Origin of the sequence: Streptomyces sp. IBSBF 2435, assembly GCF_036815005.1 — a bacterium.
Lineage (GTDB): Bacteria > Actinomycetota > Actinomycetes > Streptomycetales > Streptomycetaceae > Actinacidiphila.
Genome location: NZ_JAJSYW010000057.1, coordinates 2,129 through 14,658 on the forward strand (window position 1 = coordinate 2,129; position 12,530 = coordinate 14,658).

12 protein-coding genes are annotated in these 12,530 nt (G+C 71.6%); 11 read left to right on the top strand and 1 reads right to left on the bottom strand.

The genetic code is table 11. From position 1 onward, the window contains the following. Positions 1–115: 115 nt before the first annotated feature. The 5 genes from V7E46_RS13820 to folE all read left to right on the top strand — a co-directional run bounded on the left by V7E46_RS13820 (position 116) and on the right by folE (position 6,061). The gene (locus tag V7E46_RS13820; protein ID WP_333768691.1) at positions 116–1,306 is read left to right on the top strand and encodes a zinc-dependent metalloprotease; all 1,191 of its coding nucleotides are present in this window, start codon (positions 116–118) and stop codon (positions 1,304–1,306) included. 161 nt (positions 1,307–1,467) lie between these two features. Beyond that, positions 1,468–2,463, top strand: a complete 996-nt coding sequence (gene tilS / locus V7E46_RS13825) for a tRNA lysidine(34) synthetase TilS (protein WP_333768692.1) — start codon at positions 1,468–1,470, stop codon at positions 2,461–2,463. Positions 2,464–2,506: 43 nt separating this feature from the next. Next, the gene (hpt, locus tag V7E46_RS13830; protein WP_329178097.1) at positions 2,507–3,061 is read left to right on the top strand and encodes a hypoxanthine phosphoribosyltransferase; all 555 of its coding nucleotides are present in this window, start codon (positions 2,507–2,509) and stop codon (positions 3,059–3,061) included. A 211-nt stretch (positions 3,062–3,272) separates the two neighbouring features. Further along, positions 3,273–5,327: an ATP-dependent zinc metalloprotease FtsH gene (ftsH, locus tag V7E46_RS13835; RefSeq protein WP_333768693.1), complete on the top strand. Its 2,055-nt coding sequence runs from the start codon at positions 3,273–3,275 to the stop codon at positions 5,325–5,327. Between the two features lie 125 nt (positions 5,328–5,452). Then, the gene (folE, locus tag V7E46_RS13840) at positions 5,453–6,061 is read left to right on the top strand and encodes a GTP cyclohydrolase I FolE (protein WP_333768694.1); all 609 of its coding nucleotides are present in this window, start codon (positions 5,453–5,455) and stop codon (positions 6,059–6,061) included. A gap of 45 nt (positions 6,062–6,106) precedes the next feature. On the opposite strand, the gene V7E46_RS13845 is transcribed toward folE, so the two are convergent. Then, complete coding sequence (locus V7E46_RS13845; protein ID WP_333768695.1) at positions 6,107–7,219, bottom strand: alpha/beta hydrolase; 1,113 nt, start codon at positions 7,217–7,219, stop codon at positions 6,107–6,109. A 211-nt stretch (positions 7,220–7,430) separates the two neighbouring features. Here V7E46_RS13845 and V7E46_RS13850 point away from each other — a divergent pair, with 211 nt between their 5' ends. From V7E46_RS13850 to V7E46_RS13875, 6 genes are read left to right on the top strand one after another with little or no spacing between them, the layout of a single operon-like run. Next, entirely contained in the window at positions 7,431–9,299 is a 1,869-nt protein-coding gene (locus tag V7E46_RS13850) for a phosphatidylglycerol lysyltransferase domain-containing protein (RefSeq protein ID WP_333768696.1), read from the top strand. Between the two features lie 23 nt (positions 9,300–9,322). Further along, the gene (gene folP / locus V7E46_RS13855; RefSeq protein WP_329178106.1) at positions 9,323–10,210 is read left to right on the top strand and encodes a dihydropteroate synthase; all 888 of its coding nucleotides are present in this window, start codon (positions 9,323–9,325) and stop codon (positions 10,208–10,210) included. Beyond that, positions 10,207–10,674, top strand: coding sequence for a nuclear transport factor 2 family protein (locus V7E46_RS13860; protein ID WP_329178108.1), 468 nt, complete (start codon positions 10,207–10,209; stop codon positions 10,672–10,674). The genes folP and V7E46_RS13860 overlap by 4 nt, the downstream gene beginning before the upstream one ends. 2 nt (positions 10,675–10,676) lie before the next feature. After that, on the top strand, positions 10,677–11,036 hold the full coding sequence (gene folB / locus V7E46_RS13865) for a dihydroneopterin aldolase (RefSeq protein ID WP_329178109.1): 360 nt from the start codon (positions 10,677–10,679) through the stop codon (positions 11,034–11,036). Next, entirely contained in the window at positions 11,033–11,644 is a 612-nt protein-coding gene (gene folK, locus V7E46_RS13870) for a 2-amino-4-hydroxy-6-hydroxymethyldihydropteridine diphosphokinase (protein WP_333768697.1), read from the top strand. Before folB ends, folK begins: the two co-directional genes overlap by 4 nt. Positions 11,645–11,688: 44 nt before the next feature. Next, positions 11,689–12,180: a DUF3180 domain-containing protein gene (locus V7E46_RS13875; protein WP_333768698.1), complete on the top strand. Its 492-nt coding sequence runs from the start codon at positions 11,689–11,691 to the stop codon at positions 12,178–12,180. The last annotated feature ends 350 nt before the right edge of the window (positions 12,181–12,530 follow it).

The following is a 12,530-nucleotide window of genomic DNA, read 5'->3' on the forward strand; positions in this document are numbered from 1 at the left end:
CGGGTGGGTGGGGGCGGTCGAGAGGGGGGGCGGGACGCGCCCCCCCCCCCCCCCCCCCCCCCCTCCGCCCTCCCGGCAGGCCCCAAAGCGCGGACCGGCAACGTACCGTGAAGACATGACGAGCATCGGTGGAAGCGAGATGGTCGACTGGAACCTCGCCGTGGCGACAGCCCAGAGGCTGACCCGCCCGGGGCCTGAGGTGAGCCGCGACGAGGCCAGGGCGATCGTGGCGGAGCTGCGCGGGCACGCGCTGGACTCCGAGGCGCACGTGCGGGCCTTCACCCGCATGCACGGCGACGCGGACGCGCCACCGCACGGCACCCCCGTGCTGATCGTGGACCGGGCCGGCTGGGCCAAGGCGAACGTGGCCGGCTTCCGCGAGGTCCTCAAGCCGCTGCTGGTCAAGATGCAGGCCCGCAGGCCCGGCGGCGCGGGCGGCGCGGTGCTCGGCACGGTCGGCGGCAAGGTCACCGGCGTCGAGGTCGGGATGCTGCTGAGCTTCCTGTCGTCCCGGGTTCTCGGGCAGTACGAGACGTTCGCGCCGCCCAGCCGCGACATGCCGGCCGGGCCGGTCAAGCCGGGACCCGGCCAGTCCAAGGCGGGACGGCTGCTCCTGGTGGCGCCGAACATCGTGCAGGTCGAGCGGGAGCTGGACGTGGACCCGCACGACTTCCGGCTGTGGGTGTGCCTGCACGAGGAGACGCACCGCACGCAGTTCACCGCGGTGCCGTGGCTGCGCGACCACATCGAGAGCGAGATCCAGTCGTTCCTGGGCGAGACCGACCTCGACGCCTCCACGGTGATCGAGCGGGTCCGGCAGGCCGTGCAGTCCTTCAGCGGCCCGAACGCCGGCAGGGACCAGGACGGGGCGGACGGGGCCGCGGACGCCGAGGGCGCACCGGACGACGGCCGCAGCCTGGTCGACCTGGTGCAGACGCCCTCCCAGCGGGAGATCCTGGCCCGGCTGACCGGCGTGATGTCGCTGCTGGAGGGACACGCCGACTACGTGATGGACGGCGTGGGACCCCAGGTCGTGGCGAGCGTCGCGGAGATCCGGGAGAAGTTCAGCCGCCGCCGCGCCACCGGCGCCGGACGCCTGGACCAGGCGCTGCGCCGGCTGCTCGGACTGGACGCCAAGCTGCGGCAGTACCGCGACGGCGAGCGGTTCGTGCGGGCCGTGGTCGACGAGGTCGGCATGGACGGCTTCAACAAGGTGTGGACATCGCCGAACACTCTGCCCACCAAGACGGAGATCGCCAAACCGGCGGAATGGGTCGCCCGGGTGCACCGGCGTAGCGAGGGCTGACCACCCGGAGCCCTCCGGTTCACCCGTCCGAGGGACCGTAGACGTGGGGTAGGGCGTGCGATGCTCGGGTAATGCCCGGAGTTCTGTCACCATCTGGATACCCTGCGTCATCTCCCCTCGCTTCTGCTCCCGCTCACAGCCTCCTCAGGAGGGAACCGGACATGGGACCCCACCCCACGGTCGCGGCGATACGCCTGGCGGTCCGCCGCGTCCTGCACGACGTCCTCAGCTCGTCCGCCGACCCGCACCCCGTGGTGCTCGCCGCGTGCAGCGGCGGGGCCGACTCCATGGCGCTGGCCGCCGCCCTCGCCTTCGAAGGGCCGCGGCTCGGCGTCCGGGCCGGCGCGGTCACCGTCGACCACGGCCTCCAGGACGGCTCCGCCGTGCGCGCCCAGGAGGTGGCCGGCCGGCTGCGCGCGCTCGGCCTCGACCCGGTCGACGCCGTCGGTGTGACCGTCGGCCGCCAGGGCGGCCCCGAGGCCGCGGCCCGCGACGCCCGTTACGCGGCGCTCGACGCCGCAGCCGACCGGCGCGGCGCCGCCGCCGTGCTGCTCGGCCACACCCGCGACGACCAGGCAGAAACGGTGCTGCTCGGGCTCGCCCGCGGCTCCGGTATCCGCTCGCTGTCCGGCATGGCCGCGGTCTCCGGGGCGGGCGGCCGCTACCGGCGGCCCTTCCTGCTGCTGGACCGCGACACCGTACGGCAGGGCTGTCTCGCCCAGGGCATCACCGTCTGGGAGGACCCGCACAACCACGACCCGGCCTACACCCGCTCCCGGGTCAGGCACGAGGCGCTGCCGGTACTGGAGAAATCCCTCGGCAAGGGCGTCGTCGAGGCGCTGGCCCGCACCGCCCAGCTGTCCAGGGACGACGCCGACGCCCTCGACCAGTGGGCGGCGGACGCGCAGGCCGACGCGGCGGGCGACGACGGCAGCCTCGACGTACGCCGGCTGGCCACGCTCCCCGCCGCGGTGCGCCGAAGAGTGCTGCGCAGAACGGCCATCGCCGCCGGCTCGCCGCCGGGCTTCCTCTTCGCCCGGCACATCGAGGAGGTGGACCGGCTGGTCACCGGCTGGCACGGGCAGAAGGCGCTCAACCTGCCGGGCGGCGTCGCTGTGCTGCGGGCCAATGGCAGACTGGTGTTCTCGCCGTCGTAAGGGCGCCGACGTGGACCCGAGCAGCTGAGGGACGTACCAGGCAGTGAACGAGATCGACATGGGCACCGACCTGGAGAAAGTGCTCCTCTCCAAGGCAGAGATCGACGCCAAGCTGGTGGAGCTGGCCGCGGAGATCGACCGGGACTACGCGGGCAAGGACCTGCTGATCGTGGGCGTCCTCAAGGGCGCCGTCATGGTGATGGCGGACCTGGCCCGCGCCCTGTCCAGCGAGGTCACCATGGACTGGATGGCGGTGTCCTCCTACGGGGCCGGCACCAAGTCCTCCGGTGTGGTCCGCATCCTCAAGGACCTGGACACCGACATCGCGGGCCGGGACGTGCTGATCGTCGAGGACATCATCGACTCGGGGCTTACCCTCTCCTGGCTGATCAGCAACCTCGGCTCGCGCGGCCCGGCCTCCCTGGAGGTCTGCACGCTGCTGCGCAAGCCCGAGGCGGCCAAGGTCGAGCTCGACGTGAAGTACACCGGCTTCGACATTCCCAACGAGTTCGTCGTGGGCTACGGCCTGGACTATGCCGAGAAGTACCGGAATCTTCCCTTCGTCGGCACCCTTGCCCCGCACGTCTACGGTGGCTGAGCCGCCGGGCGGGCGGTTCGGGGAACCGATGCCGTTTTCCCGGCGTTGGAGCAGGGGAAAGCGGGTTGGTTAACAGTCGGCGGCGCCCTCGGGTGACAATGCTGGGGTACCGTCCGAAGGTCGGGTCAATACAACACCGGATGCACGCGCCGCCAACAGGCGTCCGTGCCTCACTGTGGCAGGAGGGACGGGGCGGTTTCGCCCCGCATGGATGGACGTGAAGCGCTATTTCCGTGGGCCAGTGATGTGGATCGTGCTGGCTGTCCTCGCCGTGGTCGTGTTGATGCAGGTCGTCGGGTCCGGTGGCGGCTACAAGACGGTGGACACCGGCGCGGTCTTGCATGCGATCGACACCAACCAGGCCAAATCAGCCGAGCTGACCACCGGGGACGACAACTCCATCAAGGTCCAGCTCAAAAACGGCATCAAGATCGAGGGCAGCTCCAAGGTCCGGGCGAGCTACATCGGCGACCAGGGCGCCGCGATCGCCGCGGACCTGCAGAAGATCGTGGACGGCAAGGTGGCGGGGGTCCAGCTCCCGGACAAGTACACCGTCTCGCAGTCCAAGCAGAACGCCTTCCTCGGCATCCTGCTGTCGCTGCTGCCCTTCGTGCTGATCGTGGTGGTCTTCCTCTTCCTGATGAACCAGATGCAGGGCGGCGGTTCGCGCGTCATGCAGTTCGGGAAGTCCAAGGCCAAACTGATCACCAAGGACACCCCCAAGACGACGTTCTCCGACGTCGCGGGCTGCGACGAGGCGGTGGAGGAGCTCCAGGAGATCAAGGAGTTCCTGCAGGAGCCCGCCAAGTTCCAGGCCGTCGGCGCCAAGATTCCCAAGGGCGTGCTGCTCTACGGCCGCCCCGGCACCGGCAAGACCCTGCTGGCACGGGCCGTCGCCGGTGAGGCGGGCGTGCCGTTCTACTCGATCTCCGGTTCCGACTTCGTCGAGATGTTCGTCGGTGTCGGCGCCAGCCGGGTCCGTGACCTGTTCGAACAGGCCAAGGCCAACGCCCCGGCGATCGTCTTCGTCGACGAGATCGACGCCGTCGGCCGGCACCGCGGTGCGGGCCTCGGCGGTGGTCACGATGAGCGTGAGCAGACTCTCAACCAGCTGCTGGTCGAGATGGACGGCTTCGACGTGAAGGGCGGCGTGATCCTGATCGCCGCCACCAACCGGCCCGACATCCTCGACCCGGCGCTGCTGCGCCCGGGCCGGTTCGACCGGCAGATCGCGGTCGACCCGCCGGACCTGCAGGGCCGGCTGGAGATCCTCACGGTCCACCAGAAGGGCAAGCCGATCGCGCCGGACGTCGACCTGATGGCCGTCGCCCGCCGCACCCCCGGCTTCACCGGCGCGGACCTGAGCAATGTGCTGAACGAAGCGGCGCTGCTCACCGCCCGCGGCGACAAGAAGCTCATCGACAACCACGTCCTGGACGAGGCCATCGACCGGGTCGTGGCCGGGCCGCAGAAGCGCACCCGCATCATGTCGGACAAGGAGAAGAAGATCACCGCGTACCACGAGGGCGGACACGCCCTGGTCGCGGCGGCCTCACCGAACTCCGACCCGGTGCACAAGGTGACGATCCTGTCCCGCGGCCGCGCCCTGGGCTACACGATGGTGCTGCCCGACGAGGACAAGTACTCGACCACGCGCAACGAGATGCTCGACCAGCTCGCCTACATGATGGGCGGCCGGGCGGCGGAGGAACTGGTCTTCCACGACCCGACCACCGGCGCGTCCAACGACATCGAGAAGGCCACCACCACGGCCCGCGCGATGGTCACCCAGTACGGCATGACCGAGCGGCTGGGCGCGATCAAGTTCGGCTCCAGCGACTCCGAGCCCTTCCTCGGCCGTGAGATGGGTCACCAGCGCGACTACTCGGAAGAGGTCGCCGGGCTGGTGGACGAGGAGGTCAAGAAGCTGATCGAGACGGCGCACAACGAGGCCTGGGAGATCCTGGTCGAGAACCGCGACGTCCTGGACAACCTCGTGCTGGCCCTGCTGGAGCGGGAGACGCTGAACAAGGAGGAGATCGCCGAGATCTTCGCCCAGATCGTCAAGCGTCCGCCGCGTCCGGCCTGGACCGGGTCCGCCCGGCGTACGCCGTCCACCCGGCCCCCGGTGCTCTCGCCGAAGGAGCTGGCGCTGACCAACGGCAGCCAGCCGCCCGCCAACGGCAACGGCCCGGCGGCGGTCTCCACGACCAAGCCGGCCGTGGAACCCGCCGAGCTGCCCGAGGACGGCAGGTCCGACAGCTGAGAAGCCGCAGGTCCGGGAGCATCCCGGAATGAAGGCCGCGGCCCCGGGGTTTTAACCTTGGGGCCGCGGCCCTTTTCGTCGTCGCGGTACCCGGCCGACCGCACCAGCAGCAGGAACGAGGCACCATGACGGACCCCGTGACACTCGACGGCGCCAGCCGGATCTGCGAGTACGACGAGAAGCGGGTCGCCGCCGCCATCCGCGAGCTGCTGCTCGCCGTCGGTGAGGACCCCGACCGGGAGGGCCTGCGGGAGACCCCCGACCGGGTGGCCCGCGCCTACCGGGAGATCTTCTCCGGCCTGTGGCAGGAACCGGAGGATGTGCTGACCACCACCTTCGACCTCGGCCACGACGAGATGGTGCTGGTCAAGGACATCGAGGTGATGTCCTCGTGCGAGCACCACCTGGTGCCCTTCGTCGGCGTCGCGCACGTCGGCTACATCCCCTCGGCCAGCGGCAAGATCACCGGTCTGTCGAAGCTGGCCCGGCTGGTCGACGTCTACGCCCGGCGCCCGCAGGTGCAGGAACGTCTCACCACGCAGATCGCCGACGCCCTGATGCGGATACTCGAACCGCGCGGGGTGATCGTGGTCGTGGAGTGCGAGCACATGTGCATGACGATGCGGGGCGTGCGCAAGCCGGGTGCCAAGACGATCACGTCCGCGGTGCGGGGGCAGCTGCGTGACCCGGCCACCCGCTCCGAGGCGATGAGCCTGATCATCGGTCGCGGCTGAGCGCCTGGCCGTGCCGGGCTGAGCCGTGCGGCCAGGCTGCGCCTTTCAGGGCGTCAGGTGGGCGCTGAGCCACTCCAGGGCGGGAGGGATCTCCCGCGACCAGGTGGTGAAATTGTGGCCGCCGACCGGCAAAATGATCGAGGAGACCTTGGTCGGGCCGCCTGCCAGCGAGATGAAGCGCAGGGTGTCGCGGTAGTTGTGCTCGCCCTGCCGGCTGCTGGTCACCAGCAGGTTCACCGCGGGGTGCGGAAGGTGGCCGAGCCGCCACATCAGGTCGTTCTCGCGGCGGCGGGCCGCACTGCCGCCGTAGAGGTCGCCGGTGGTGGCGTCCTCGGGGGCGCCGTAGTCCGCCGACAGGCCCACCGCGGTGGAGTAGGCGCCAGGGTTGCGCAGCGCGAGCTTGAGGGCGCAGTAGCCGCCCGTGGAGTCGCCGATGATGCCCCAGCTCGCCGCGTCCGCGCCGACCCGGTAGCGGGCCTCCAGCGCCTTCGGCAGATCGGTGCTGAAGAAGGTCTCGGTCTGCGGTCCGCCGGGCACGTCCGTGCACTCGGTGTCGCGCGGCGGCGCGACGGTGGGCCGCATCATGACCAGGATCATCGGCCGGGCGGCCTTGTGCTGCACCTGTCCGGCGGCTATCGCCGGGTACTTGAGCTTCCTGTAGAGGGCCTCGGCGGTTCCCGGGTAGCCGGTGAGCACCACCGCCACCGGGAAGCGGCTCAGCGCGTCCTTGAAGTATTCGGGCGGCAGGTAGACGTACGCCGTCGTACTGATGCCCGAGGGGCCGCCGCCCACGGCGACCTTCTGGATCTGGCCCCCTATCCGCGGCACAGTGCCGCCGGCCACGTTGACGTGGAGGGTGCCGAGCACCTGGAGGGCGCCCTCGGTCGGTGAGCCCGCCGCGTGGTCCACCACGACACCCGGCGTGGTGTTGCGGCCGAACAGGTCGGCCCACGAGGCGTAGAAGCCGAAGGAGGAGTTCGCCGTCAGCGCCAGCGCGGCGATCAGCGCCAGCTGGGTGCCCAGCAGGACGCCGATCCTGGCCAGCACCGCCAGCGGACCGCGCTTGGCCAGTCGCGGCCACAGCCACACTGTGAGGACGAACAGCGCCAGTGCGAGCAGCGCGGCGGCGAGCAGCACCTTGTTACTCGTGAGACCCATGTCGGCAGGTGTACTTTCTGCGTCGGCGTCCAGTTGCGCCGCTCCGGACGGAACCCGGACGGCAGAGTTCGCGTCCTAGAGGGCGCAAATTATTCGTACTGGAGCAGATTGCGGGATAATCCCGTGATTCCCGGTGATGCTGTGGTTTGGTGACCCATGTCTGTACTGGTAGAGGGCGAAATCCCGGACCGGGTTCCGTCGGCGGTGGACGATGTCCGCTGACCGGCAGCCGGCCTTGCGCCGGCACCGCTGGCCTGTGCGGTCCGCGGCCGTACCCAAGATCATTGGTACGGCGACGGCCGTGATCGGCCTGCTCGACGTCGTGTCGGCGATCTTCCCGGCCTTCCGCAACGGCCGGATGCACCACATGGCCGCGGTCTTCCCCGGCACGGTCAGCTCGCTGGCCGCCGCGACGTCCGTGGTCACCGGCATCCTGCTGCTGATGCTGGCGCACGCGCTCAAACGCGGTAAACAGCGGGCCTGGTGGGCCGCCGTCCTCCTGCTGCCGGTCGGCGCCGCCACCCAGCTGATCTACCGTCACTCCTTCTTCGGCGTCGGCGTCTCCCTCGCCCTGATGGCCGTACTGCTGGTGCACCGGCAGGAGTTCACCGCGCTGTCCGACCCGCGCACCCGGTGGCGCGCGCTGCTGAACTTCGCCGGGCTGAGCGCGGTCGCCTTCTCCCTCGGCCTGGTCATCACCAGCGCCCACCCGTCCTCCGAGCGCGGCAGCCCGGGCCTGCTGGACCGCTGCGAGCACGTGCTGTTCGGCCTGTTCGGCTTCGAGGGGCCGGTCACGTACACCAGCGACCGGGTCAACGACCTGGTCGGCTACTCGCTGGGCGGCCTCGGCCTGCTCATCGCGATCTCCACCGCCTACCTCGCGCTGCGCCCCGCCCGCCCGGTCGCGGAGCTGAGCGAGGCCGACGAGGACCGGCTGCGCGCCCTGCTGACCCGGCACGGCGCCCGCGACTCGCTCGGCCACTTCGCGCTGCGCCGCGACAAGTCCGTGGTCTTCTCGGCCAGCGGCAAGGCCGCGGTCTGCTACCGGGTGGTCTCGGGCGTGGCACTGGCCGGCGGCGACCCGATCGGCGACGTCGAGGCCTGGCCCGGCGCCATCGAGCGGTTCATGGAGCTGGCCCGCGCGCACGCCTGGCTGCCGGCCGTCGTCGGGTGCAGCGAGACCGGCGGCGAGGTGTGGACCCGGGAGACCGGCCTGGACGCGCTGGAACTGGGCGACGAGGCCATCGTCAATGCCGCGGACTTCACCCTCGAAGGCCGCGCCATGCGCAATGTGCGGCAGATGGTCAAACGGATCGAACGGTCCGGCTACGTATGCCGGGTGCGCCGGGTGCGGGAGCTGACCGAGGGCGAGAAGCAGAAGGTACGGCTGGCCGCCGACGCGTGGCGCGGCACCGACACCGAGCGCGGCTTCTCGATGGCGCTCGGCCGCTTCGGCGAGGACCTGGACGGCGACTGCGTCGTCGTCACCGCCCACAAGGACCGCGAGCCCGGCGCCCCGCACCCCGAGCTGGGCGACCTGCGGGCCGTGCTGCACTTCGTGCCCTGGGGTCCTGACGGCATGTCGCTGGAGCTGATGCGGCGCGACCGCAGCGCCGACCCCGGCCTGAACGAGCTGCTGATCGTCGCCGCGCTCCAGCAGGCCCCGGCGCTGGGAGTGGTCAGGGTGTCGCTGAACTTCGCGATGTTCCGCTCCGCCCTGGCCCGCGGCGAGCGGATCGGCGCGGGACCGGTGCTGCGCGGCTGGCGCGGCCTGCTGGTCTTCCTGTCCCGCTGGTTCCAGATCGAGTCGCTGTACAAATTCAACGCGAAATTCCAGCCGGACTGGGTGCCGCGCTTCCTGGTCTTCCCCAACTCCCGCGACCTGCCGCGGATCGGCTTCGCGATCATGCAGGCCGAGGGCTTCGTCACCCTGTCGCTGCCGCTGCCCGCCGCTGTCCAGCGCTTCCTGCCAGGCCGCGCCGACCGCCCGCCGCACCGGCACCGCACCGGCTACGCCGCCCCGCCCGGCGGGACCGCGGGGATGTCAGGGGACTCGGGCAAGCGGAGTGCGGTCGCCTGACCCCTACCGCCTACGCTGGGCGCATGACTACCCAGCAGGGTCCCGCCGGACCCGTCGGACTGCCGGAGTGGGACCGCTGCGCGGTCATGGGCGTGGTGAATGTCACGCCCGACTCGTTCTCCGACGGCGGGCGGTGGTTCGACCCGGACGTCGCCGTCAAGCACGGCCTCGACCTGGTCGTCCAGGGCGCCGACATCGTCGACGTCGGCGGTGAGTCGACCCGGCCGGGTGCCGCCCGGGTCGACGAGGCCGAGGAACTGCGCCGGGTGCTCCCCGTGGTCCGCGAACTGGCCGCGGCCGGCGTGCTGGTCAGCGTCGACACGATGCGGGCCGCCGTCGCCGAGCAGGCCGTCGCCGCGGGCGCCAGGCTGGTCAACGACGTCAGCGGCGGCCAGGCCGACCCGGCGATGATCCCGGTGGTGGCCGCGGCCCAGGTGCCCTTCGTGGTCATGCACTGGCGCGGCCAGAGCATCGACATGAACAACCGCGCCGTCTACGGCGACGTCCTCGCCGAGGTCGTCGCCGAACTGCGCACCGGACTCGACCGGGCGGTGGCGGGCGGCGTCGACCCGGCCCGTATCGTTCTCGACCCGGGGCTGGGCTTCGCCAAGGAGGCCGGCCACGACCTCACCCTGCTCGCCCACCTCGGCGCCCTGCGCGCGCTCGGCCGCCCGCTGCTGGTGGCCGCGTCGCGCAAGCGCTTCCTCGGCCGCGTCCTGGCCGGCGCCGCCGGCGATCCGCCGCCGGCCCGGGAAAGGGACGCCGCCACCGCCGCGGTCACCGCCCTCGCCGCCCGCGAGGGCGCCTGGGCGGTGCGGGTGCACGAGGTGCACGCGAGCGCCGACGCCGTACGGGTGGCGCGGGCCATCGAGACAGCCGCGGGTCGGACCGTGGCAGGGGAGGGCGCATGACGCCGAGGACGGCAGAAGCACGCGCGGTCGAGCGGGCCAACCAGGCCTTCTACGACGCCGTGGAGAATTCCGACCTCGACGCGCTGGAGTCGGTGGTGCTCGACGGACCGCTCGCCGAGTCCGTCGCCGTCGTCCACCCCGGCTGGCCGGTGCTGCGCGGGCGCCGCGAGGTGATGCGGTCCTTCGCGCTGATCATGGCCAATACCGACTACATCCAGTTCTTCCTCACCGACGTCGAGGTCGGCGTTGACGGCGACGCGGCCGTCGTGACCTGCACCGAGAACATCCTCACCGGCGGCCCCGCGGAGGACGACGGCTCGGCCGGCTCGCTGGTCGGCGGCCTGGTGGTGGCCACCAACGTCTTCCGCCGCACCGCCGACGGCTGGCGGCTGTGGGTGCACCACGGCTCGCCGGTGCTGGCGGAGGACGACGACGAGACAGAAGAAGCAGAACACGAGGAGTGACGGTGGACCGAGTCGCGCTGCACGGCCTGAAGGTGCGCGGAAACCACGGCGTCTTCCAGCACGAGCGGGAGAACGGCCAGATCTTCGTGATCGACCTGGTGATGGGCCTGGACACCTCCCCGGCGGCGGCCGGTGACGACCTCGACAGGACCGTGCACTACGGTGTGGTCGCCGAGGAGGTCGCGGCCGTTGTCGCAGGCGAGCCCGTCGACCTCATCGAGACCCTTGCCCAGCGCATCGCCGACACCTGCCTGGGGCACGAGGCGGTGCAGGAGGTCGAGGTGACCGTGCACAAGCCCGACGCGCCCATCACCGTGCCCTTCGACGACGTGACCGTGACCATCACCCGGAGGCGCCCGTGACCGCCGAATGGCCGGAGCAGTCCGCAGACCCCACCGTCCAGCCCGTGCCCGCGTCGGTCGTCGCCGCCGTCGACGCGGCGGACAGCACGCTGCAGAACCCGCAGACCGCCGTGATCTCGCTGGGCGGCAACCTCGGCAACCGGCTGGAGACCCTGCAAGGTGCCGTGGACGCGCTGGAGGACACCCCCGGCGTCCGGGTCAAGGCCGTCTCCCCGGTGTACGAGACCGAGCCGTGGGGCGTCGAGCCCGGCACCCAGCCCGGCTACTTCAACGCCGTCGTCCTCCTGCGCACCACCCTGCCCCCCGCCTCGCTGCTGGAGCGCGCCCACGCCATCGAGGAGGCCTACCTGCGGGTACGGGCCGAGCGCTGGGGCCCGCGCACCATCGACGTCGACATCGTCGCCTACCAGGGCGTCGTCTCCGACGACCCCGCGCTCACCCTGCCCCACCCCCGGGCCCACGAGCGGGGCTTCGTCCTCGTACCGTGGTACGACATCGACCCGGCCGCGATCGTGCCCGGCCGGGGCCCGGTCGCCGAACTGCTCGCGGCCACCGGCCGGCAGGGTGTCGAGCGCCGTGACGACGTGGAACTCCGGCTGCCCGAGTAATCGTTGCGACCGGTAGACAACAACGACGTGGAGGCGGGCACTCGGTGAGGACACTGCGGATCAGGATGCTGGCGGGGCTCTTCGCGATCGCGGTGGTGATCGCCTGGTCCGCGGCCCGACTGTGGGACACGGTCGGCACGCTCCCGGGCGTCCCCGTGGCCGCGCCCATCGTCCTCGCCCTGATCGCCGTCGCCCTCTTCGCCACGGCGCTCTCGCTGCGCTCGCGGCTGCGCGCCCAGCGCGAGCGGCGCCCCGGCGCCAAGGGCGTCGACCCGCTGGCCGCCGCCCGGGCGGTGGTCTTCGGCCAGGCCAGCGCGCTGGTCGCCTCGCTCGTCGCGGGAATGTACGGCGGGGCGTGCATCTACCTCATCATGTACAAGCTCGACATGGATCCCCGCCGGCACCAGGCCGTCTACGCCGGCCTGGCGTTCCTCGCCGGGATCGCCGTGGTGGCGGCGGCCATATTCCTTGAGCGCGTCTGCAAACTCCCCGACGACGAGGACGCCCCTCCGGGCGCCCGCGCGCACCACCGCTGAGCGGTTGCCCGGGGGGCTCCTGAGGGGCGCGGGGAACTGCGCGCCCAGCCACGACCGTGGGAGAGAAGCGGGGCCACGGAAGCGGCACCCACGCAGGGCCGCGGGAAACTGCGCGCGCAACCACGACCGTGGGAGAGAAACGAGGCCACGGCAAGCGGCACCCACGCAGGGGCGGGCAGCGGGGCCACCGCAGGTGGCAGGCCCCTGGCCGCGGGCACCGCGAGTGGCGGGTGGGTTGACCCGCGGGGCATCCCCATGGTTGGGTCGGAGTGTGAACGTGTTCGCACTCCGCCTGCACCGGAGGGTCCACCTGGACCTCCTCCGGTACGCGGGCTGCGTGTGTACGGCCG

Excerpts from the sequence above, each read along its gene's own strand:
- V7E46_RS13845 (WP_333768695.1), bottom strand. The coding sequence starts at position 7,219 with ATGGGTCTCACGAGTAACAAGGTGCTGCTCGCCGCCGCGCTGCTCGCA.
- V7E46_RS13820 (WP_333768691.1), top strand. The coding sequence starts at position 116 with ATGACGAGCATCGGTGGAAGCGAGATGGTCGACTGGAACCTCGCCGTG.
- V7E46_RS13860 (WP_329178108.1), top strand. The coding sequence starts at position 10,207 with ATGACGCCGAGGACGGCAGAAGCACGCGCGGTCGAGCGGGCCAACCAG.
- tilS (WP_333768692.1), top strand. The coding sequence starts at position 1,468 with ATGGGACCCCACCCCACGGTCGCGGCGATACGCCTGGCGGTCCGCCGC.
- folE (WP_333768694.1), top strand. The coding sequence starts at position 5,453 with ATGACGGACCCCGTGACACTCGACGGCGCCAGCCGGATCTGCGAGTAC.
- ftsH (WP_333768693.1), top strand. The coding sequence starts at position 3,273 with ATGGACGTGAAGCGCTATTTCCGTGGGCCAGTGATGTGGATCGTGCTG.
- V7E46_RS13850 (WP_333768696.1), top strand. The coding sequence starts at position 7,431 with ATGTCCGCTGACCGGCAGCCGGCCTTGCGCCGGCACCGCTGGCCTGTG.
- folP (WP_329178106.1), top strand. The coding sequence starts at position 9,323 with ATGACTACCCAGCAGGGTCCCGCCGGACCCGTCGGACTGCCGGAGTGG.